The organism is Sphingomonas sp. NFR04, from assembly GCF_900114095.1.
GTDB lineage: Bacteria > Pseudomonadota > Alphaproteobacteria > Sphingomonadales > Sphingomonadaceae > Sphingomonas.
In genome coordinates, this window is record NZ_FORV01000004.1 from 65822 (window position 1) to 87802 (window position 21981).

Here is a 21981-nt window from a genome sequence, read left to right on the forward strand (position 1 = left end):
GCGATTCGCTCCCCCACCGACTATTTGACGGGAAAACTTGGTTTTTCGCTAGAGGAATCTTCCGAAACTACGCGACGCTTTCGCGATGTAGGGCGACCTCAAAATGACCTGTGGCCTCATCCAGATTGGAGATTTTCCAAAACGTCCCCGCCCTATTGCCCTCGTCCATCCATGGTTGCGCCGTTCCGTAGCTTACACCGGGGTCACCGCTCACGATCACGACATCGACGCGACCGTCGAATTCGTCAACGGCCCGGCGAAGGTGCAGCACGCGCTTACGATTGCCTGGCTTATTCTGCCAGTTCTCAAGAGCGTCAGCGTGCACGCGGGTGTCCATCCACGGCATGCCATCGCGCATCCCCAACTCCTTCCGCCAAAGTGAGATGCAAACGCCATCGCTCTTTTCCGCAGTCCAGTCCTGGCGGGGCGACGCTACCGTATACCCAAGGTGCGAAAACGCTTCGACGAATTTCATCAATAGCCCCCATTCACGGAGTCCATTCCGAGGGAGCTCCTATCGATCAAAATAAGCCGAAATCTGATCGATAGAAACGTCCCCTGACGCTCGAATTCTGCTCGAGGCGCCTCTGCTGCGCCGCGCAAACGGCGGCCTCACCTAACGCAAAACATCACGGGTGTTTGAAGAACGAAGTTGGGACCGGGATATTCGTCTAAGTAGGTCCAGTATTTTTCACGAATCCAAGCTATGCTTCTGATGGTGCGGCGATCAGAAAGTTGATGACTCCGGCTTTTAAGTCCGCAGATTAACTGGACAGGCAGAAAGATCTTCTGGTGCTAGCTTCTGATTAGCTGATCGGCATGGCCAACCTTGGGAGCGGCAGCTCTGGCCGTTTACGTTCGCGCGGTACGGGTTGCGATTATCGCGCGTCAATTGTGTCTTATCTGCATCGGAATGCACCCGAATGGGACTGTCGATATTCGTAGTATTTGAGGAGCCTAGGGACCGACCCCGCGCAGGCTGAACTGGCGGGCGGAGGCCCACATGACCCCTACCAAATTGCTCATAGGACAGGTCCTGATCGTGCTCGCCATCGTCTTGGCGGGCATCTGGTTCGCGACGCAGTGGGCCGCAGCGGAACTGGCGTATCAGCCCGAGCTGGGAAGGCCCTGGTTTGTCGCCTTCGGGCGTCCTTTCTATCGACCATGGGCATTGTTCGGCTGGTGGTTCTCGTTCGAGGCCTATGCCCCGACGATCTTCGAGGAAGCTGGCGCCATTGCGGCTACGAGCGGTCTGGTCGGATGCGGGGCGGCAGTCTTCGGATCCATTTGGCGTGCCCGTCAGCGGCGCCATGTCACGACGTACGGCTCCGCGCGCTGGGCAACCGTTCAAGACATTCGCGCCGCCGGGCTTGTCACGGATGCCGGTGTGTTCCTCGGCCGCGTGGGCCGGCAGCACCTACGCCATGACGGCCCCGAGCATGTCATGGCGTTCGCACCCACCCGAAGCGGCAAGGGCGTGGGCCTCGTCATACCTTCGCTGCTCGGCTGGACCGGTTCCGCCGTCGTCCATGACATCAAGGGCGAGAACTGGCAGCTGACCGCCGGCTGGCGCCAGCGTTTCTCGCATTGCCTGCTGTTCAATCCGACAGACGTGCGCTCGGCGCGGTACAATCCGCTGCTCGAGGTCCGTCGCGGCAAGGACGAGGTGCGCGACGTCCAGAACATCGCCGACATCCTGGTCGATCCCGAGGGAGCGCTGGAGCGCCGCAATCACTGGGAGAAGACCAGCCACGCGCTTTTGGTCGGCGCGATCCTCCATGTCCTCTACGCCGAGGAGGAAAAGACGCTGGCCCGCGTCGCGTCCTTCCTGTCCGATCCACAGCGCAAGTTCACCGACACGCTGGACCGTATGATGACCACCAATCATCTCGGCACGCCTGAAGCGCCCGCCGTCCACCCGGTGGTCGCATCGGCGGCACGCGAGGTGCTGAACAAGTCCGAGAACGAACGCTCCGGCGTGCTGTCGACCGCCATGTCATTTCTCGGCCTCTACCGCGATCCGACGGTCGCGGCCGTCACCTCGCGCTGCGACTGGCGTATCGCCGACCTGGTCGAAGCCGAGGCGCCGGTATCGCTCTACCTCGTGGTCCCGCCCTCGGACATCAGCCGCACCAAGCCGCTGATCCGTCTCGTGCTCAACCAGATCGGTCGACGCCTGACCGAGCACCTCGAGGCCGAGAAGGGGGCCAAAACGGGTGGCCGCCACAAGCTGCTGATGATGCTCGACGAGTTCCCAGCGCTGGGGCGCCTCGACTTCTTCGAGACCAGCCTGGCATTCCTCGCCGGCTACGGCGTCCGCGCCTTCCTGATCGCCCAGAGCCTCAACCAGATCGAAAAGGCATATGGCGAGCACAACGCCATCCTCGACAATTGCCATGTCCGCATCGCCTTCGCGACCAACGACGATCGGACGGCGAAACGTATTTCCGATGCCCTCGGCACCTCGACCGAGCAACGCGCGATGCGCAACTATGCCGGGCATCGGCTGGCGCCCTGGCTGGCCCATGTCATGGTCAGCCGGCAGGAGACAGCGCGGGCGTTGCTGACGCCCGGCGAGGTGATGCAGCTACCGCCGACGGAGGAGCTTGTGCTGGTGGCGGGTACGCCGCCGATCCGCGCCACCAAGCTGCGCTATTTCAAGGACGTAGTCTTCAAGGCCCGAATCCTGCCGCCGCCCGTGCTCGGTGATGGCGACTATGCCGATCGGCCTGCGCCGCGGGCAAATGACTGGGCCGGCGTCGTCCGTGAAACGGATACGCGCCTCGCAGAAGGTGCGGCAGAGCAGCGCGAGGATGAGGATGGCGGGCTCGAAAAGGCGCGCCATCCCGGGCAGGAGCTTCCTCCGAAGCCGGCGGTAGAACCCACGCCCACCGAGGTGTTGGGGCTCGGCCAGGACGAGGACGATCCGGCTGCCGACCAGCGGGTCATGGATCGGGCCGGGGCATCCGGCATCGCGCGCGCCACCTTCGCGATGGACGCAGGTGCGGATGGTGCGGGTGGGCATCGGGCCGACGACCTGCAGGTGGAGCTGTGACCATGGTCGAGAAGGTCCGCCATCAGCTCTTCCTGCCAAAGCCGCTCAGCGATCGACTGGAAGCACTTGCGGCGAAGCCGGGCGCGTCGAAGTCGGCGATCCTGGCGGATGCCGTTACAGCCTGGCTCAATCGGCGCGGTGTGTCCGAGCTGGAGGAGCGCTTCGGCCTTCGGCTGGATCGGATGACGACAGCGATCGGCCGGATCGAGCGGAACGAGCATGTCCTGCTCGAGACGCTCGCACTGTTCGTCCGCTACGAGCTCGCCATCCACGCGCCGCTTGCCGAGAGCGACCAGGCGGGTCGCGCCATGGGGGCGAAGCGCTTTGAGGCGTTCGTCACCCAGGTCGGCCGGCAGGTTGCGGCTGGGCGGAGGACGATCGGCGCCTCGGAGCCCGGCCAGTGACCGCCGGGGTTTCCGGCGATCGTCGGCGCACGATGCTGCGGACGGCCATGGGCCCGGCGATCGCCGCAGCGCTCGCCGATCCGCGCGTCACCGAGATCATGGTCAATCCCGACGGCGCACTCCGGCTGGACCGGTTGGGGGAGGGGCGGTCCGACACCGGCATTCGCATGGCGGCCGCGCAGGTCGAGCGGATCATCCGGCTCGTCGCCGCGCACGCACGCGCCGAGGTGCACGGCGATGCTCCCATCGTCTCGGCCGAGCTTCCACCACACGAAGAAGGGCGGGCAGGGGAGCGATTCGAGGGCGTGCTACCGCCGGTGTCTGCTGCGCCTTGCTTCTCGATCCGCAAGCCGGCCGAGCGTCTCTACCGGCTCGACGACTATGTGGCCGATGGCGTCATGACGCGGCTCGCGGCCGACCGGCTGAAAGCCTGCGTCCTCCTGCGCCACAACATCCTGATCGCCGGCGGCACCAGTTCGGGAAAGACCACGCTCGCCAATGCGCTGCTCGCCGAAATGGCGTGCCTCGACGAGCGCATCCTCCTGATCGAGGACACACGCGAGCTGCAGAGCCCGGCAGCCGACACGGTCGCTCTCCGCACGCGGTCCGGCGTCGTGGCCATGGCGGACCTGGTCCGCTCGACCCTCCGGCTGCGCCCCGATCGTATCATCGTCGGCGAGGTCCGCGGCCCCGAGGCGCTCGACATGCTCAAGGCGTGGAACACCGGCCACCCCGGCGGCATCGCCACGGTCCACGCCAACAGCGCGCTGTCCGCGCTCATCCGCATCGAAGGGCTGGTGCAGGAGGCCGTGGTCACCGTGCCGCGCCAGCTCGTTGCCGAGGCGATCGACGTCGTCGTCTTCGTCTCCGGCCGCGGCCTCGATCGCCGGGTCTCGCAGGTCGCCCGCGTCGCCGGGCTCGACCCGGACACCGGCAGCTACGCGCTCGCCGACCTTCTCTTGCCCCCCAGCCCCGAAGGAGATTGATCATGCAATTTGCCAAGATCTCGGCACGCCGCGCGCGCCTCGTCGAACTTGCCGCCATCTGCCTCGCATTTGCCACCTCGGCCCATGCGGCGGGTTCGGGGATGCCGTGGGAGGAACCGCTCCAGCAGGTGCTCGAGTCCGTCCAGGGGCCGGTCGCCAAGATCGTTGCCGTCATCGTCATCATCACGACCGGCCTGTCGCTGGCGTTCGGCGAGAGCAGCGGCGGCTTCCGGCGGCTCATCCAGATCGTGTTCGGGCTGTCGATCGCCTTCGCCGCCTCCAGCTTTTTCCTCAGCTTCTTCAGCTTCGGCGGGGGAGCGCTGGTCGCATGAGCGACACCGGCCAGCACCTGCCAGGCTTCGAGGCGGCGATCCATGCGAGCCTGGGATCGCCGATCCTGCTCGGCGGCGCCCCGCGCGGAATCGCGATCGTCAACGGGACGGTCGCCGCGGCGGTTGGGCTCGGGCTGCAGCAGTGGCTGGCCGGGCTCGTGCTCTGGGCGGTCGGGCACAGCATCGCCGTGTTCGCCGCGCGGCGGGACCCGGACTTCGCGCCCGTCCTGCTTCGCCACCTCCGGCAGAAGGGCTATTTCACGTGCTGAACCTCGCCGAATATCGTCACCGCGCGGATCGGCTCGCCGATCATCTTCCCTGGGCGGCGCTGGTCGCGCCCGGCGTCGTCCTCAACAAGGATGGAAGCTTCCAGCGTACCTTCCGCTTCCGCGGACCCGATCTCGAGTCCGCCACCGAGGCCGAGTTGATCTCGGCCTGCGCGCGCGCCAACAACGTGCTCAAGCGGTTCGGCAGCGGCTGGGCCGTGTTCTTCGATGCCGAGCGGCTTGAGGCAGCCGCCTATCCCGACAGCGATTTCCCCGACGCCGCATCGTGGCTGGTCGACCAGGAGCGCCGGGCGGCATTCATGGGGGAAGGCGACCATTTCGAAAGCCGCTACCACCTGACGCTCGTCTGGCTTCCGGCACCCGACGGCGCCGAGGCTGTTGGGCGGACGCTGATCGAGCGGCCCGATGCGGAGAAGGGGCGGGATTGGCGCGCGGCGCTGGCGCACTTCATCGCCGAGACCGACCGCGCGCTCGACCTGTTCGCAAGCTTCATGCCCGAGGTCCATGCGCTGGGCGATAGCGAGATACTGACCTTCCTGCACGGCACGATCTCGACGCGACAGCAGGCAGTCGCCGTGCCGGAGACGCCGATCTACCTGGACGCGCTGCTCGCCGATACACCGCTGACCGGCGGGCTGGAGCCGCGACTGGAGGACCACCATGTCCGCACGCTGACCGTCCTCGGTTTCCCGAGCATGAGCCGCCCGGGCATCCTCGATGCCCTCAACCACCAGGATTTCGCCTATCGCTGGGTCACGCGCTTCCTCGCATTGGACAAGGGCGACGCCACCAAGGCGCTGACCAGGATCCGTCGCCAGTGGTTCAACAAGCGCAAGTCGATCACCGCGCTGCTCCGCGAGGTAATGTACAACCAGCCGTCGCAGTTGCTCGACACCGACGCCGACAACAAGGTGGTGGATGCCGACCTGGCGCTCCAGGTGCTGGGCGGCGACCATGTCGCCTTCGGCTACCTGACCACCACCATCACGGTCATGGACACCGATCGCGGGCGCGTCGAGGACAAGGTCCGGCAGGTCGAGCGGATCGTGGGTGGGCTCGGCTTCACCTGCATCCGCGAGGGTCTCAATGCTGTCGAGGCCTGGCTCTCGTCGCTGCCGGGGCAGGTCTATGCCAATGTCCGCCAGCCGCTCGTCCATACGCTGAACCTCGCCCATCTGATGCCGCTGTCGTCGGTCTGGGCGGGACCCAGCCGCAATGCGCATCTGGATGGTCCGCCGCTGCTCCACGCCAGCACCGCCGGATCGACGCCGTTTCGGCTGTCGACCCATGTCGGCGATGTCGGGCACATGCTGGTGGTGGGACCCACCGGTGCCGGCAAGTCGGTGCTGCTGGCGCTGATTGCCCTGCAGTTCCGCCGCTACGCCGACGCGCAGGTCTATATCTTCGACAAGGGCTTCTCGGCCCGCGCCGCGGTGCTGGCGATGGGCGGCGCGCATCATGCACTGGGAATGGGCGCCGAGGCCGGCGACATGCTGGCCTTCCAGCCGCTCCGCGGGATCGACGATGCCGCCGAGCGCAGCTGGGCTGCCGAATGGATCGCGGCGCTGCTCGCGCACGAGAAGGTGCTGGTCACGCCCGAGGTCAAGGACGCGGTCTGGTCGGCGCTGGGCAGCTTGGCGTCGGCGCCGGTGGAAGAGCGCACCCTGACCGGGCTGGTGCTGCTGCTCCAGTCGAACGCGCTGCGCACCGCGCTCGGCGCCTATACGCTCGACGGTCCCTATGGCCGGTTGCTCGATGCGGCCGAGCAGCAGTTCGCTTTCGCCGATGTCCAGTGTTTCGAGACCGAGGCGCTGATGGGGCAGGGCAGCGTGGTGGCTCCCGTGCTGACCTACCTCTTCCACCGCCTGGAAGAGCGCTTCGACGGGCGACCGACGCTGCTGATCCTCGACGAGGCCTGGATCTTCCTCGACCATCCCTTGTTCGCCGCGCGAATCCGCGAATGGCTGAAGGTGCTGCGCAAGAAGAATGTGGCCGTGCTGTTCGCGACGCAGAGCCTTGCCGACATCGCGTCGAGCAGCATCGCGCCCGCCATCCTCGAAAGCTGCCCGCAGCGCATCCTGCTGCCGAACGACCGGGCGATCGAGCCGCAGAGTCGCGAGGCCTATGTGCGGTTCGGGCTCAACGAGCGGCAGATCGAGCTGGTAAGCCGCGCTACGCCGAAGCGGCACTATTACCTGCAGTCCGCGCGCGGCAATCGGCTGTTCGAGCTGGGGCTGGGGCCGATTGGGCTGGCCCTGTGCGGCGCCTCCGATGCTGCGACGCAGGCCCGCATCGACGCGATGCTTGCCGAGGGTGGAGCGGCGGACTTCGCCGCGCGCTTCCTCGCCGATCGCGGCCTCGACTGGGCCGCCGAGCTGCTCGCCACTTTCCCCGACCGCGAAGAAAAGGAGTGATGTGATGCGTATTCGCACCCGCAAATATCTGGTCGCGAGCGCCCTTCGTCTCGGCACGGCCGGATCGCTCGCCATGGCGCTGACCTGCACCCCGGCCCGCGCGCAGTTCACCGTGTTCGACCCCAGCAACTACAGCCAGAACCTGCTGACTGCCGCGCGCACGCTGCAGCAGATCAACAACCAGATCCAGTCGATCCAGAACGAAGCGACGATGTTGCTCAACCAGGCGAAGAACCTGACCCGGATCGACTTCCCCGAGCTCCAGGCGCTCACCCAGACGCTCCAGCAGGTCGACCGGCTGATGGGGCAGGCGCAGGGCATCCAGTTCCGGGTGTCCGGGCTGGACCAGCAGTTCCGCCAGCTCTTCCCGCAGAGCTTCTCGGCCGCGCTCCGGACCAACGAGCAGGTCGTCGCCGCGCGTGCCCGGCTCGATACCGCCATGTCGGCCTATCAGCAGACCATGACCGTGCAGGCGCAGGTGACCGAGAATGTCACGACCGATGCCCAGGCGCTCAGCGGGATCGTCGCCAAGAGCCAGGGTGCCGAAGGCGCGCTCCAGGCCCAGCAGGCGACCAACCAGCTGCTTGCGCTGGCCGCCAAGCAGCAGTTCCAGATCCAGAACATGATGGCCGCGCAGTACCGCGCCGAGTCGATCGAGCAGGCGCGACGCGCCCAGGCCGAGATCGACGCGCGCGCGGCAACCCGCAGGTTCCTCGGTTCCGGCTCGGCCTACACCCCCAGGTAGCGCCGCCGGCCAGGGCGGCGGCGGTCTTGCCTCCCGCCGTCGTCCGCCGCAGGGCGGGGCTCTCACCCCCGGTCCCGCCTCGCGGCAATCCTCCAGCGCAGGACATTGCCACCGTGAACGACCTCAACGTCATCGATCGCTTTCTGGCTGCCTTCACCCGCTACATCGACAGCGGGTTCGGACTGCTGGGCGGAGATGTCCGCTTCCTCACGGCGACCCTGATCGGGATCGACATCACGCTTGCCGGGCTGTTCTGGGCCATGGGCGGCGAGGACAACGTCATCGGCCGCTTCCTGCGCAAGATCCTCTATATCGGCGCCTTCGCGTTCATCCTGAACAGTTTCTCGACCCTTGCTGACATCATCTTCCGCTCGTTCGCGCAGGCCGGGCTGACCGCTGGCGGGGGCACGCTGTCCGCCGAGGATCTGCTGAAGCCCGGCCGCCTCGCCGGCACGGGCTTCGCCGCCGCATGGCCGCTGCTCGACCAAGTGTCGCAGCTGATGGGGTTCACGACCTTCTTCGACAATTTCCTGACGATCGCGGTGCTGCTGTTCGCCTGGGCGGTCGTGATCCTGACCTTCTTCCTGCTCGCGGTGCAGATGTTCGTCACCATCGTCGAGTTCAAGCTGACCTCGCTGGCCGGTTTCCTCCTCGTGCCCTTCGCGCTGTGGAACCGCACCAGCTTCCTCGCCGAGCGGGTGCTCGGCAATGTCGTCTCGTCGGGCATCAAGGTGATGGTGCTGGCCGTCATCGTCGGCATCGGTGCCAATTTCTTCAGCGAGTTCACCAGCGCGCTGCAGGGGCAGGAGCCCGATATCGGCCAGGCGATGAGCCTGATGCTCGCCAGCCTGACGCTCTTCGGGCTGGGCATCTTCGGGCCAGGGATCGCTTCGGGCCTCGTGTCCGGTGCGCCCCAGCTTGGTGCTAGCGCCGCGCTGGGCACCACGGTCGGCGCGGCCGGCATGGCAATGCTTGCCGGCGGCGCTGCCGTCGGCGGCGCCCGCATGCTGGGCGGTGCCGCGCTGGGAGCCGTCCGCGCAGGCACCGCGATGGGATCGGCCGCTTCCACGGCCTATACGCTGGGCAAGGAGACCGCTGCGGCACCGACCAGGTCGGCGGGGCTGGGCGGTGTGGCTCGTGCCGCCGGCAATGCCGCACGCGGACGGGCCTCCAGCGCGCTGGGGCTAGGGGAGGCGGCGTCGCGCGGCCGGGCAGCAGCCTGGAATGCGCTGAATCGCACCGGCGGCGATACCGCCTCGCAGTCGGCCGCCGAAGAAGCCGTGCCTGCATGGGCTCGCGCCATGCAGCGCCAGCAGACCACCCGCCATCACCGCCAGGTCGCCTTGCACGCCCTCCAGCAGGGCGATCGGGGCGGCGCATCCGCAACCCCAGACATCAAGGAAAGGGACTAGCCGATGGTCTTCAGACGCGCCGTCCAGCGCTATGGACGAACCCCCGAACCGGAGACGCCGTACCAGCGGGCCGGGCAGCTCTGGGACGAGCGGATCGGCTCGGCCCGCGTGCAGGCGCGGAACTGGCGGTTGATGGCATTCGGGTGCCTTGCGCTCGCTACCGGCCTGTCGGGTGCGCTCGCCTGGCAGTCGGCGCAGAGCCGAGTGACGCCCTATGTCGTCGAAGTCGATCGGCTGGGAGAGGCGCGTGCCGTCACCGAGGCCGAGGCCGGCTATCACCCGACCGACCCGCAGATCGCCTGGCACCTGTCGCGCTTCATTGCCAATGTCCGCGGCCGCTCGCTCGATCCGGTGCTGGTGCGCAGGAACTGGCTGGACGCCTATGACTTCGCCACCAAGCGCGGCGCGCAATTCCTCGGCGACTATGCGCGCGCGGCCGACCCTTTCGGGGCCATTGGCGAGAAGACGGTGACGGTGCAGGTCACCAGCGTGGTGCGGGCATCCGACCGCTCCTTCCAGGTCAAATGGACCGAGACCGCGTTCGAGCGCGGCGCCGAGACCGGCACGTCGCGCTGGACGGCTATCCTGACCGTCGCGATCACGCCGCCCAAGGATGCTGACACGCTCCGCCGCAATCCGCTCGGTGTCTATGTCGATGCGATCGACTGGAGCCGGGAACTGGACGCGCCGGCCGCCCCGAAGCCGGCAGCCACGCCGATGCTCCCGTCGTCCGCCCCCGCCTCGGCGCCGACCAGTCCCCCAGTCGATCCCGCTGCCCCGGCGCAGCCCAGGAAGGAGGTCCAGTCATGAAGCTTTTGCTCGCCCTAACGGCGGTGTTCCTCGCCATGGAATCCGCATTGGCCCAACATGCACCGCCGCCTCCGGCCAAACCGATCCCGGCGCCGACCGCCACCGCGTCCCCGCCTGCCAAGCCGCCGGTCCGCAAGCCGGTACGGAAGTCTGTGAGCCCCGGCGCCGCGCGCGTCGCTGCTGCCAATCGCGCAGCTACCCAGCAGCCGCAGGCCCAGGGCTTCGTCAACGCGGTGCAGGTCTATCCCTTCAGCGAGGGGATGATCTATCAGGTCTATACGGCGCCGGGTGCCGTGACCGACATTGCCTTGCAGCCGGGAGAGAATCTCGCCGCTGTCGCGGCAGGCGACACGGTCCGCTGGGTGATCGGCGACACCACCAGCGGGAGCGGAACCGACAAACGCACGCATATCCTCGTAAAGCCTTTCGCGAGCGATCTCGCGACCAACCTTGTGATCACTACCGATCGCCGCAGCTATCACCTCCAGCTCACGGCAACGTCCCGGACAGCAATGGCCGCCCTGTCCTGGACCTATCCTGCCGACCAACTGATCGCGCTCCGGCAGAAGGAAGCCCAGGCGGTAGCGGTAGCCCCGATCGCTGCGGGTCTGTCGGTCGACAGCCTTCACTTCAACTACGTGGTTAGCGGCGACAGCCCGGCTTGGCGACCGCTTCGCGCGTTCGACGACGGGCAGCAGACCTTCGTCGAATTTCCGGCGAGCATCGCGGTCGGCGAGGCACCGCCGCTGTTCGTGATCGGCGCGGCGGGCGAGGCCGAGCTGGTCAACTACCGGATGCGCGCGCGCTTCTATGTCGTCGACCGGATCTTCGACCGGGCCGAATTGCGGCTCGGCACCGGCAAGCAGCAGGTCGTCCGCATCGATCGGGTCACCCAGGTTCCAGCGCCGAAAGGCAAGCGCCCATGAGCGAGGATGCTGTCCCGCCAACCCCGAAACTTGATCCGGAGTCGCTGGCCATCCGGGTCAAGCCGCCGCGCGCCATTCGGTTCCGGCGCGGCGTGATTATCGCTATTGCGGCACTGGGTTCGGTCGCCCTTGTCGCCGTGGCATGGAGTGCCTTGGGATCGCGCCTGCGGCTGGCGGCAGCCGAGCGGAAGGAGCTATCGGAACCGAGCAGACCGTCGCCGCCTGATACCTTGAACCGCCTGCCCGCAAGCTATGGCGAGGTTCCAAAGCTCGGCCCGCCCCTGCCGGGCGACCTGGGGCGGCCCATCCTTGAGCGCCAGCGTCGCATGGCGGCCGAATTGGAGGCGAATGATGCGGGCGGGCCGGGGCGGGCGGAGGCGCAGGCCGCGGCGCAGGAGCGCGAGCGGCAGCTAGCGGAGTTGAAGGCAGCACGCGCATCGGGACTGCTGGTGCAGAACCAGAGCAGGCCATCGGCGCCGGTGTCAGCGGAGGTCGCCGCTCCGCCGACACACGTGACCACGGAAGCACCAACGCTGGCAATCGACCCGGAGCGCGATCCCAATGCGCAGAGCCGCAAGGCCCAGTTCGTTGCCACGCGCGACACTTTGGCTGACACTAATCCGCACAGGCTGGAAGCCGCGCCCTCGCCCTATCTCCTCTCGGCCGGCAGTGTGATCCCCGCGAGCCTGATGTCCGGTCTGCGGTCCGATCTGCCTGGCCTGGTGACGGCGCAAGTGACCGCGAACGTGTTCGACAGTCCCTCCGGGCGCATCCTGCTTATTCCGCAAGGCGCGCGGCTCGTTGGAAGTTACGACTCGGTGGTCGCGTTCGGGCAGAAGCGCGCACTCGTCATTTGGCAGCGCATCCTGCTGCCGGACGGCAGCTCGCTCCGGATCGACAACGTGCCGGCGACCGACGCCTCGGGCTATGCCGGCCTGCAGGACAAGGTCGACTTCCACACCTGGGCGTTGCTCAAGGGTGTGGCGCTGGCGACCCTGCTCGGAGTGGGTTCGGAGCTGACGATTTCGGGCGACAGCGATCTGGTCCGGGCGATCCGGCAGTCGACGCAGCAGAATGTCGCGCGTGCGGGCGACCAGCTCACCTCGCGCAATCTCAACGTCCAGCCGACGCTCACAATTCGCCCGGGCACGAATGTGCTGCTCGTGGTCCACAAGGACCTGATCCTCGTGCCCTGGCGCGAATAGGAGGCCGACATGCCTGATTTGAAACTGGCAAAGCTACCGGATCGAAAGCCCGTCAAGCTGGCGATCCTCATCACGCCCGACCTGCACCAGCGGCTGCAGGACTATGCTGCACTGTATGCCGACACCTATGGGCAGAAGGAGGCAGTAACGGATCTCATCCCGGCCATGCTGGCGTCCTTCCTCGATAGCGATCGGGGATTCGTGCGGGGGCGGGGAGCCAGCCGGTGACATCCGGTCCAGCCGGTGGACGGCTCGCTGCTGGCACCTTGCGATTTTCGGCGCTGCCCGAAGCATAGCCGATTTGGCGAGAGCGTCCGATCCCATAAGAATGTTCGTCGAAAGGAGCGGAGGGGCGCGTATGGACGCGCCCCTCCGCGTCGGCCGGCCTATGACTGCCAGCCTGGCGGGCTCCGTACGGGTTCGCAGTCATCCCCGCCACCGCTCTCGATCCGCCCCACCGTGCGGCGTCTCCGGCGGTCCCCGCGCTTATCGGGTCCGGGTCCCCATCAACCCGCTACTCCGCGGCCTCGGCTGCGGGAGCGATCGTCTCGATTTCCCCGATAGTTTGGAGTTCCTTCAAGTATTCCGGCCGGTGCTGGGCGATCCACCGCACGATGCGGTCGTTCCCGAGCAGCGTGCGGACATAGGCACGCGCCACCGTCAGATGTAGCGTGTCGACACCGTATCGATCTTCGACAGACTTGACCTGCATCTGGCGGCCAACAAGCTCTCGCTCCATTCGCTCCATCTGCTCGCTGGAAACGGACGCGGGCTGGTTTGCGGGAACATGCACCAACTGATCGTCCGGCGTGGCGCGAGCATTGCCTTGGCGCACACGACCGTGAAGTTCTGCTGTCCGGTCATGAGTTCCGCGGCCTCGATCTGCCGCATCGGGGACATGCGCCGGAGGACGTCAAAGACGGCTGTCGGACAGGACAAGTCTTTCAGGATATCAATGACCTCGGTGCAGATCCCATAGAGCATCCGCGATCGCCGATGGATGGAAGCAACCTCGAGTCCAAGCGCTTCCGCGATCTTCGCTTCCGGTACGCCCCGCTCGATTGCGCGTCGGACCATGCGATGTTCCTGGATCGCCGCCAGACGATTTATTCGCTCGTTGTAGGTGTGCCGGTCATGAACTCGATCAGCGCTTCGGCGCGCGGCTCGACCGCCAGAACCGTACTGCCGATCGGATGGAGCAGAAGCTCGACTGACCGAGGCCCTTGGATTGTTCGTCCGCCACCGGCTCACCCTTACGGCGCACCGACCGGCCTTCGATACCGAGACGCAGCGCCTCGGCCGGCTTCGCTACGACGCCTTCGCCGAGCTTGTCGGTCGAGCGATCGCCCGGGGGGACACCAACAACCACATCGGAACATCGCCTTCCTCCCGCTAACCCGCACCCGATCGGTGAAGGAGGCTGCGCGATTAGCGCGGCGCGCACAGAAGCGTTGCCCGAATCGTCTTTGCGAGGGTTCATTTGAGCGCATTTCGTCCGACGATGTTTTCCGTACATTTTCCGTACGGCCGTCGCGACGCTGCGCTAAGTCATTGAAAAGATGGCGCACCCGACAGGATTCGAACCTGTGGCCTCTGCCTTCGGAGGGCAGCGCTCTATCCAGCTGAGCTACGGGTGCCTGGAAAGCGGCGACTAGCAAAGCCTTTGGCCGAACGCCAGCCCGTTTCGGCACTCTCTCCGCAAAAGCCGAGGCGCCGCAAAAGCTCAGGCGGGCTCGGCGGCCTTCTTCGCCTTGGGCGCCGGCGTCTTCGGCTTGAAGGCGCAGAGCTCGGCCACCGGGCAGCGCCAGCATTCCGGGGTGCGCGCCTTGCAGATGTAGCGGCCGTGGAGGATCAGCCAGTGGTGCGCGTGCAGGCGGAACGGCTGCGGCACCACCTTCTCCAGCTTCAGCTCCACCGCCAGCGGGGTCTTGCCCGGCGCCAGGCCGGTGCGGTTGCAGACGCGGAACAGGTGGGTGTCGACCGCGAAGGTCTCCTGCCCGAAGGCGACGTTCATCACCACGTTGGCGGTCTTGCGGCCGACGCCGGGCAGCTGCTCCAGCGCGTCGCGATCGGCGGGGACCTCGCCCCCATGCTCGCGGATCAGCGCTTCGGAGAGGGCGATGACGTTCTTGGCCTTGGTGTTGAACAGGCCGATCGTCTTGATATGGTCCTTCAGCCCCGCCTCGCCGAGCGCGACCATCTTTTCGGGTGTGTCGACCTCGGCGAACAGTGCGCGCGTTGCCTTGTTGACCCCGGCATCGGTCGCCTGGGCGGAGAGCACCACGGCGACGAGCAAGGTGTAGGTGTTGACCGATTCGAGCTCGGTCTCGGGGTGCGGATTGTCCGCCGCCAGCCGCGCGAAGAACTCGACGACCTGCGCCTTCTTCACACGCCGAGCACCTCGGCCATGGTGTAGCGCCCTGCGTCACGGCCAGGCAGCCACAGGGCCGCGCGGATCGCGCCCTTGGCGAAGATCGCGCGATCGTCGGCGCGGTGGGTGAGCTCGATCCGCTCGCCGTCGCTGGCGAAGACCACGGTGTGGTCGCCGATCACCGACCCGCCGCGCAGGCTGGCCATGCCGATCGTGCCCGCGGCGCGCGGACCGGTGAGGCCGGCGCGGTCGCTCACCCCGGCTTCGGCGAGGGTGGTGCCCATCGCTTCGGCGGCGGCGGCGCCCAGCATCAGCGCGGTGCCCGAGGGTGCATCGGCCTTGTTGCGGTGGTGGGTCTCGACGATCTCGATGTCCCAGTCCTGGCCGAGCCGCGCGGCGGCCTCGTGGACCAGCCGCGACAGCAGGCCGATGCCGAGCGAGGTGTTGCCGGTCTGCAGCACGGCGATCTCTTCAGCGGCCGCGTCGATCATCCGGTGGTGGCGCTCGGCGAGGCCGGTGGTGCCGATCACGATCGGGGTGCGTGCGGCGCGGGCGGCGGCGAGGTTCGCCTCGAGCGCGGCGGGCGCCGAGAAATCGACCAGCACATCGGCCTTGCGGGCCAGCTCGGCGGGATCATCCCCCACGTCCGCGCCGCCTGCGAGGCGGGCGCCGAAATCGGGAAGGGCGGCGGCGATCGCCTGGCCCATCCGCCCCATGCTGCCAAAGATGCCGATGCTGGTCATGCTGCGGGCTGTTGCACGATCCCGGCTCGAAACGACAGATGCTATTTTTGCGGATCGTCCGGCTTTTTCTTCTTGCCGCCCAGTGGAATCCGCAGGGTTACGAAGGCGGCGGGGACCGAGGCGATGCCGGCGCTGTGCTGCTGCGCCTCGGCGCGGACCTCGCCGCCGCCGGGCAGGCGGAAGCTGGGATCGAGCGCACGGCGCTGGGGCGGGGCCTCCAGCCGCGGGCCGATGCGGTAGCGGTCGGGCTCGTCGCGCTTGCAGACGATAATCTCGTCGGGATCGGTGGGTACCGGGCAGCGCTGCTGGGTGAGCGGGCGCGAGACGATGCCGGTGGCATCGTCGTCGCCGGCGGGACCGCGCGCCTGTTGCGGCAACAGGATCGCGAGGACGGCGAAGGCGAGCAGGGCCATGGTCTTGTCTCCGATCCTTGAGGCTTCAGAGAAACCGGACTTTGCGGCGCCGGCATGGCGGGCCTAGGGTCGCGGCATGGCCAGTATCCGCAATCTCGTGATTCTCACCGGCGCCGGCGTTTCCGCCGAGAGCGGCATCGCCACCTTTCGCGGGCCCGGCGGGCTGTGGGAGGGGCACCGCGTCGAGGATGTCTGCACGCCCGAGGCGCTGGCGCGCGATCCCGAACTGGTCCACCGCTTCTACGATCTGCGGCGCGCGGCGCTGGAGACGGTGGAGCCCAATGCCGCACACCATGCGCTCGCGCGGCTGAATGCGGCATGGCCGGGGGAACTGCTGATCGTGACGCAGAATGTCGACGATTTGCACGAGCGGGCGGGGGCGACGCGGCTGCTCCACATGCATGGCGAGCTGCGCTCGGCGCTGTGTGCGGCCTGCGGGGTGCGCGAGCGCTGGGAGGAGGCACTGCCGCCCGAGAGCGAATGCCCCAATTGCGGCATGCTCGCGCTGCGGCCCGACATCGTCTTCTTCGGCGAGATGCCCTACGAGATGGAGCGGATCGAGGCGGCGATCGCCGACGCGGACCTGTTCGTCTCGATCGGCACCTCGGGGGCGGTCTATCCGGCGGCGGGGTTCGTCCAGACCGCGCGGCACTATGGCGCGGCGACGCTGGAGATGAACCTGGAGCCCTCGGGCGGCAGCCACTGGTTCGAGGAGAGCCGGATGGGTCCGGCGGGGACGCTGGTCCCGGCCTGGGTCGACGAACTGCTCGCCAGGGCCTGAGCCCGCAACATCGCGCTGGCATTGCGCCGCATCCTGCGGAAGGATGGGGCCAAGGCGTCGCGACAGGCGCCAGCGATATGGGAGAGGCGGGCAATGTCCCAGCAGGCGATCTTCATTACCGGCGGCGCGTCGGGCATCGGGCGGGCTGTCGCGGTGCTGTTCGCGCAGCGTGGCTGGCGCGTCGGGCTGGCCGATGTCAATGCGGCGGGGCTGGCGGAGACGCTGGCGATGCTGCCGGCGGGGAGTGCGACCACGCACCCGCTCGACGTGCGCGACCGCGACCAATGGGTTGCGGCGCTCGCCGAGTTCGCCAAGGCGAGCGGCGGGCGGATGGACGTGCTGTTCAACAATGCCGGGATCGGCACCAGCGGCCCCTTCGCCACGACGCCCCCGGCCGAGCTGGAGCGCTGCGTCGCGATCAACCTGCTCGGCGTGGTACACGGCGCCCATGCCGGCTTCGAGCTGCTCGCCGCGACCCCGGGATCGGTGATGCTGATCACCAGTTCGGCCGCGGGGATCTACGGCACCTCGGGTGCGGCGATCTATTCGGCGACCAAGTTCGCGGTGCGCGGGCTGGCCGAGGCGCTGGACGGCGAATGGGCCTCGGCGGGCGTGAAGGTGCGCACGCTGATGCCCTCGTTCATCGATACGCCGCTGCTCGACCAGCCGGCGGGCGGCTCCAACCAGCATATCCGCGAGAATGTGCGGCGCGCGGGGCTGGAGATCACGCCCGTCGGCGAGGTCGCCGAGGCGGCCTGGGCGGCGGTGCATGGGACTGTGCTCCACACCCGCGTCGGCAAGACCGCGCGCAAGCTGTGGTTCGCCGCGCGCTGGATGCCGGGCGCGCTGCGCAAGCAGGCCCAGCGGAGCCGGCTCGGCCGGCGCTAGGCTTGGCAGCACGGCCGGGTTCGCGATAGGGGCGGCGCTCGCGTATCAAGGGAAGGGAAAGCGCATGAAGATGGGGGTGCTGGTCGGGCTCGGCTTGCTGGCCACGGTGCCGGCGCAGGCGCAGGTGAAGTCGACCGATCCGCAATCGGTAGCCAAGGCGCTGCAGGACGCGGGCTACAAGGCCGAGCTTTCCAAGGACAGCGACGGCGACCCGATCATCCGCAGCGGCGCGCAGGGCTACAAGTTCACCATCTTCTTCATGAGCTGCGACAAGGGCCGCAACTGCGGCGACCTGCAATTCTACGCCGGCTGGACCGACAAGCTGTCGCCCGAGCGTGCCAATGCCTGGACGCAGAAGCATCGCTTCGCGCGCGTCTATTCGGACGAGAAGGGCGAGGCCGCGATCGAGTACGACCTGAACTTCGAGGACCAGCCGATGACCACCGTGCTGTTCCGCAAGAATCTGGAGCTGTGGGACTCGCTGGTCGGCAGCTTCGCGGATTACGTCAACGAATCCAGCGAGGCCTCGAAGAAGTAAGGCGCGGGACGGGCCGTTCAGAACAGCCCGTCATCGTCCTCGTCGTCGTCCATGCTCGCCTGCGGGGACGCCGACGTGCCCGGCAGCGCGAAGCGGGTGTGGATCTCGCGCTCGCGGGCCATGGTGTAGCTGCGCGCCATGCCGTCGAGCAGTTCGGCCAGCGCCGCCCCCACCGCGCCCTCGGGCGCATTGCAGGGCGTGCCGAACAGCTTGAGCCGCAGCGCCACCCCGCGCAGCGCATCGCCGAACGCGGCCTCGCAGTCGACGTTGCTGGTGGTGGTCTCGAGGATCCGCGTCACTGCCGCGGCGTCTTCGCTGAGCCCGGCCATGCCCTCGCGCATGCGCTGGGCGCCGTCGCGGATGCAGGCGAGCGATTCGGTGAGCGCCTCGGCCGCGTCGCCGCCCTGTTCGGCGTCGGGATCGCGCAGCGCGGTGACCGCACTGACCAGCCGCTCGACCGACTGACGGATCTCCGCCGAGATCGTCGCCAGCGCGGTCGCGAAGCCGCGGATCTCGGAGGCGACCATCGCCAGCGCCTTGCCCTCGTCACCCAGCCGGTGGCAGCGCAGATCGGTGTTCCACGCCATCAGGTGCACGTCCTCGTTCACCCGGTGCACCACGCGCAGCCGCTCGGCGAGCCGCTCGGCGCTGTCGGAGGTCGAGCCGCCCAGCGCCTGCGCCTTGGCATCGGCGTCGCGCAGCCGCGCGGTGACCTGGGCGACGTCGGCGACGCTCTTCTCCAGCGCACCGAGGAAGACGCTGTCGTCGCCGCTCTGCTGCCGATCGCCCTCGGCCTTGATCTCCAGCAGCTGCGCCGCGCTCGGCGCGATGCCGCGCAGGCTTTCCGCCAGCCGCTGCGATTCCTTGTGGAAGGCGTCGATCGTGTCCGAGGCCTGGGCGGCGAACAGCGCGACCATATGCCCGACGACCTCGATCGCCGTGGCCGGATCGGCACGGTCCCGCCAGGCGATCAGCGCCTGGATGCCGCTGGCGACATGCTCCAGCCGCTGGCGGGTGATGTCGCCGATCTGCATCGCGCCGATCGCGGTCGCCACCCTGGTGTGAATCTCGCGGCCGACGGTGGCGATGCGCTTGGCGCGCGCGGCATCGGCGGCCTGGTGGCGCTGCAGCGCCTCGGCATCCTCGGCGAGCTTGCGCGGCACCTGCGGGATCACCTTCACGCATTCCGCGGCGAGCTGGCGATCGACTTCGATCAGCGCCGGGATGCTCGCGGTGAGCCGCTCGATCTCGCTGCCGATCCCGCCGATCTCGATCTCGCCCACATCGAGCCGGACATTCATCGTGTCGGCAAAGTCGGCAAAGCCGTTGCGGCCGGCGGCCGCCACCTTGATGTTGAGCCCGCAGATACGGAGGAAGTCGAGCGTGCGCTTCACCTGGTTGATATGGTGGGCGAGCGGACGCGCGCCGGCGGCGATGCTTTCCAGCCCCGCCTGCCGCGCGGCCTGCACCGCGGGCAGCCGCTCCAGCCGGTCCGCCGTCGCGCGCATATTGTCGACTGCTGCTTCCGCCGCGTCGCGGCCGAGCGCGTTGGTCACGCCTTCCAGCGCGCTGACCAGCCGCTCGACGATCGCATAGGCCTGGGCCAGCGCCTCTCCTGCCGACACGAACCGGGCGTCGAGCTTGCTCGCCACCTGGCTGATCGTCGCCTCGATCTCGGCGAGCGACAGTTCGGACTCGGGGTTCGGTTCAGGAATGGGTGCGGCGTACATGGCCGTCTCCTTGGCATGCGGTCATCGTGCGGTGGCCGTGAGCAGTTCGCGGGCGATGTGCCCAAGGGGAATGATCTTGTCGGCGGCCTCGCGGGCGATCGCTTCCTTGGGCATGCCGAACACGACCGAGGTCGCCTCGTCCTGCGCGAAGGTGCGTGCGCCGGCCTGGCGCATCTCCAGCAGCCCGCGCGCGCCGTCGTCGCCCATGCCGGTCATGATGATGCCGACCGCGTTCGATCCCGCCGCGCGTGCCGCCGAGCGGAACAGCACGTCGACCGAGGGGCGATGGCGCGAGACCAAGGGCCCGTCGCGCACCGAGACATAATAGCGTGCACCCTGGCGTTCGAGCATGGTGTGCTTGCCGCCTGGGGCGATCAGCACATGGCCGCGCAGCACCGGATCGCCGTCCGCGGCTTCCTTGACGTCGACCTCGCACAGCCCGTTGAGCCGCTGGGCGAAGGCGCGGGTGAAATGCTCGGGCATGTGCTGGACGATGACGATACCGGGGCTGTTCGCCGGAAGCGCCTCCAACACCTCGCGCAGCGCCTCGGTGCCGCCGGTCGAGGCACCCATGCAGACCACCATCTCGGTGGTGCGGCTCATCGGCTTGCCGCTGGGGGGCGGCAGCACCGCGTCGGCGGTGAGCTTCTGCGCGGGCGGCTCGGACCGCGGCATCGGCTTGCCCGGCCGGCCGCGCACCTTGGCGCGCGCCGCGGCCTTGACCACGTCGCGGATCTGGAGGTGATGCTCGGCGAGATGATCGGCCACGCCCACCTTGGGCTTGAGGATCACGTCCACCGCGCCCGCTTCCATCGCCTGGAGCAGCGTCTCGGAGCCGTTCTCGGTCAGCGACGAGCACATCACCACCGGCACCGGGCATTGCTGCATCAGCTTCTTGAGGAAGGTGATGCCGTCCATCCGCGGCATCTCCACGTCGAGCGTGATGACGTCGGGCACCTGTTCCTGGATGCGCTTGGCCGCGCTGAACGGATCTGCGGCGGTGCCGATCACCTCGATCGCCGGATCCTCGCCGAGGATCGACGCCATGGTCTGGCGAACGCTTGCCGAATCGTCGACGATCAGGACGCGGATCTTGGGCATCAGGCGCCGCGCCGGAACACGGTGTTGGCGACCTGCTCGAGCGGCAGGCCCAGGCCGGTGATCGATTCCGAATGGCCGAGGAACAGGTATCCGCCGGGCGCCAGGCAGTCATAGAGCTGCGAGACGACCTTCTTCTGCGTCGGCTTGTCGAAATAGATCAGCACGTTGCGGCAGAAGATCAGGTGCATCGCATCGCCCACGGGGTAGCGATCGTCCATCAGGTTCAGCCGGCCGAAGCCGATCGCGCTGCGCAGCCGCGGCACCATCCGCACCTCGCGCCGGCGCGGGTCGTTGGAGGTCATCACATACTTCCGGCGCAGCGCAGGGGGGACCGGGTCGACCAGCTCGGCGGCGTAGATGCCGTTGCGGGCCGCCGCCAGCACCTCGGTATCGAGATCGGTGGCGAGGATGCCATAATCCGGGCCACCCATCCGCTCGGCATGATCGTCCAGCACCATCGCCATGGTGTAGGGCTCCGGCCCGGTCGAGCAGGCGGCGCTCCAGGCGCGCAGCGCGCGCACCCCGCGCGCCTCCAGCGCCGGCAGCGCATGGGCGACCAGATAGTCGAAATGCGCCGGCTCGCGGAAGAAGTCGGTCTTGTTGGTGGTCACCGCGTTGATCAGGTGCAGCCCTTCGGCCGCGAGATGATCGCCGGTGAACAGATAGTCGCAATAGCCGTCGAGCGTATCGATGCCCACCGCGCGGAGGCGGCGGCGCAGCCGGCCTTCGAGCATGGTCTTCTTGGTCTCCGGCATCTTGATGCCCGAGACCTCGTAGATATAGGCGGCGATCTGCGCGAAATGGCGCTTGCTCATCGTGTCGAGCCCGGGTGCGGGCGAC

The 21981-nt window shown here is 67.8% G+C and carries 23 protein-coding genes, 1 tRNA gene and 1 pseudogene; 15 read left to right on the forward strand and 10 right to left on the reverse strand.

Translation table 11 applies throughout. The features are described 5' to 3' along the window. Positions 1-67 precede the first annotated feature (67 nt). Positions 68-475: a hypothetical protein gene (locus BM009_RS12720; RefSeq protein WP_093296714.1), complete on the reverse strand. Its 408-nt coding sequence runs from the start codon at positions 473-475 to the stop codon at positions 68-70. 528 nt (positions 476-1003) lie between these two features. Between BM009_RS12720 and BM009_RS12725 the strand changes: the two genes are divergently transcribed. The 12 genes from BM009_RS12725 (at position 1004) to BM009_RS12780 (ending at position 12804) form a co-directional block, all read left to right on the forward strand. After that, entirely contained in the window at positions 1004-3055 is a 2052-nt protein-coding gene (locus tag BM009_RS12725; RefSeq protein WP_093296716.1) for a conjugal transfer protein TraG, read from the forward strand. A gap of 2 nt (positions 3056-3057) precedes the next feature. Continuing rightward, positions 3058-3459: a CopG family transcriptional regulator gene (locus tag BM009_RS12730; RefSeq protein WP_066725614.1), complete on the forward strand. Its 402-nt coding sequence runs from the start codon at positions 3058-3060 to the stop codon at positions 3457-3459. Beyond that, positions 3456-4445: a P-type conjugative transfer ATPase TrbB gene (trbB, locus tag BM009_RS12735; RefSeq protein ID WP_093296718.1), complete on the forward strand. Its 990-nt coding sequence runs from the start codon at positions 3456-3458 to the stop codon at positions 4443-4445. The genes BM009_RS12730 and trbB overlap by 4 nt, the downstream gene beginning before the upstream one ends. Before the next feature lie 2 nt (positions 4446-4447). Next, a complete protein-coding gene (locus BM009_RS12740; protein WP_093296720.1) occupies positions 4448-4777 on the forward strand; it encodes a TrbC/VirB2 family type IV secretion system protein in 330 nt (109 codons plus the stop codon). Then, positions 4774-5046, forward strand: coding sequence for a VirB3 family type IV secretion system protein (locus BM009_RS12745; RefSeq protein WP_093296722.1), 273 nt, complete (start codon positions 4774-4776; stop codon positions 5044-5046). Before BM009_RS12740 ends, BM009_RS12745 begins: the two co-directional genes overlap by 4 nt. Beyond that, positions 5040-7478, forward strand: coding sequence for a conjugal transfer protein TrbE (gene trbE / locus BM009_RS12750; RefSeq protein ID WP_093296724.1), 2439 nt, complete (start codon positions 5040-5042; stop codon positions 7476-7478). Before BM009_RS12745 ends, trbE begins: the two co-directional genes overlap by 7 nt. A 4-nt stretch (positions 7479-7482) precedes the next feature. Further along, on the forward strand, positions 7483-8223 hold the full coding sequence (gene trbJ, locus BM009_RS12755) for a P-type conjugative transfer protein TrbJ (protein WP_093296726.1): 741 nt from the start codon (positions 7483-7485) through the stop codon (positions 8221-8223). 113 nt (positions 8224-8336) lie between these two features. Beyond that, positions 8337-9635, forward strand: a complete 1299-nt coding sequence (gene trbL / locus BM009_RS12760; protein ID WP_093296729.1) for a P-type conjugative transfer protein TrbL — start codon at positions 8337-8339, stop codon at positions 9633-9635. Between the two features lie 3 nt (positions 9636-9638). Then, positions 9639-10445, forward strand: coding sequence for a conjugal transfer protein TrbF (gene trbF, locus BM009_RS12765; protein WP_093296731.1), 807 nt, complete (start codon positions 9639-9641; stop codon positions 10443-10445). After that, positions 10442-11371, forward strand: coding sequence for a P-type conjugative transfer protein TrbG (gene trbG, locus BM009_RS12770; protein ID WP_093296733.1), 930 nt, complete (start codon positions 10442-10444; stop codon positions 11369-11371). Before trbF ends, trbG begins: the two co-directional genes overlap by 4 nt. After that, positions 11368-12576, forward strand: a complete 1209-nt coding sequence (locus BM009_RS12775) for a TraB/TrbI/VirB10 family type IV secretion system protein (RefSeq protein ID WP_093296735.1) — start codon at positions 11368-11370, stop codon at positions 12574-12576. Before trbG ends, BM009_RS12775 begins: the two co-directional genes overlap by 4 nt. Positions 12577-12585: 9 nt before the next feature. Next, positions 12586-12804, forward strand: coding sequence for a DUF2274 domain-containing protein (locus BM009_RS12780; protein WP_093296737.1), 219 nt, complete (start codon positions 12586-12588; stop codon positions 12802-12804). 286 nt (positions 12805-13090) lie between these two features. Here the strand turns inward: BM009_RS12780 and BM009_RS23235 are convergent. From BM009_RS23235 to BM009_RS12810, 6 genes and pseudogenes are all read right to left on the reverse strand, one after another. Then, positions 13091-13653, reverse strand: a pseudogene (locus BM009_RS23235) (plasmid partitioning protein RepB C-terminal domain-containing protein). 67 nt (positions 13654-13720) lie between these two features. After that, positions 13721-13945 carry a hypothetical protein gene (locus BM009_RS12790; RefSeq protein ID WP_093296739.1) on the reverse strand — a complete coding sequence of 75 codons (225 nt, stop codon included), beginning with the start codon at positions 13943-13945 and terminating at the stop codon, positions 13721-13723. Between the two features lie 191 nt (positions 13946-14136). Then, positions 14137-14213 (reverse strand) — tRNA-Arg (locus BM009_RS12795). Positions 14214-14299: 86 nt separating this feature from the next. Beyond that, on the reverse strand, positions 14300-14965 hold the full coding sequence (nth, locus tag BM009_RS12800) for an endonuclease III (protein ID WP_093296741.1): 666 nt from the start codon (positions 14963-14965) through the stop codon (positions 14300-14302). Further along, a complete protein-coding gene (dapB, locus tag BM009_RS12805) occupies positions 14962-15690 on the reverse strand; it encodes a 4-hydroxy-tetrahydrodipicolinate reductase (protein WP_093296743.1) in 729 nt (242 codons plus the stop codon). The genes nth and dapB overlap by 4 nt, the downstream gene beginning before the upstream one ends. Before the next feature lie 41 nt (positions 15691-15731). Continuing rightward, the gene (locus BM009_RS12810; protein ID WP_093296745.1) at positions 15732-16103 is read right to left on the reverse strand and encodes a hypothetical protein; all 372 of its coding nucleotides are present in this window, start codon (positions 16101-16103) and stop codon (positions 15732-15734) included. A gap of 76 nt (positions 16104-16179) precedes the next feature. Here BM009_RS12810 and BM009_RS12815 point away from each other — a divergent pair, with 76 nt between their 5' ends. The 3 genes from BM009_RS12815 (at position 16180) to BM009_RS12825 (ending at position 18310) form a co-directional block, all read left to right on the forward strand. After that, positions 16180-16884: an NAD-dependent deacylase gene (locus BM009_RS12815; protein WP_093296747.1), complete on the forward strand. Its 705-nt coding sequence runs from the start codon at positions 16180-16182 to the stop codon at positions 16882-16884. Positions 16885-16977: 93 nt separating this feature from the next. Next, positions 16978-17772: an SDR family oxidoreductase gene (locus BM009_RS12820; protein ID WP_093296749.1), complete on the forward strand. Its 795-nt coding sequence runs from the start codon at positions 16978-16980 to the stop codon at positions 17770-17772. 64 nt (positions 17773-17836) lie between these two features. Continuing rightward, positions 17837-18310, forward strand: coding sequence for a YbjN domain-containing protein (locus BM009_RS12825; RefSeq protein ID WP_093296750.1), 474 nt, complete (start codon positions 17837-17839; stop codon positions 18308-18310). A gap of 17 nt (positions 18311-18327) precedes the next feature. On the opposite strand, the gene BM009_RS12830 is transcribed toward BM009_RS12825, so the two are convergent. From BM009_RS12830 to BM009_RS12840, 3 genes are read right to left on the reverse strand one after another with little or no spacing between them, the layout of a single operon-like run. After that, a complete protein-coding gene (locus tag BM009_RS12830) occupies positions 18328-20040 on the reverse strand; it encodes a hypothetical protein (RefSeq protein WP_093296752.1) in 1713 nt (570 codons plus the stop codon). A 21-nt stretch (positions 20041-20061) separates the two neighbouring features. After that, entirely contained in the window at positions 20062-21141 is a 1080-nt protein-coding gene (locus BM009_RS12835) for a protein-glutamate methylesterase/protein-glutamine glutaminase (protein WP_093296754.1), read from the reverse strand. After that, complete coding sequence (locus BM009_RS12840) at positions 21141-21956, reverse strand: CheR family methyltransferase (protein ID WP_093296756.1); 816 nt, start codon at positions 21954-21956, stop codon at positions 21141-21143. Before BM009_RS12840 ends, BM009_RS12835 begins: the two co-directional genes overlap by 1 nt. Between the last annotated feature and the right edge of the window lie 25 nt (positions 21957-21981).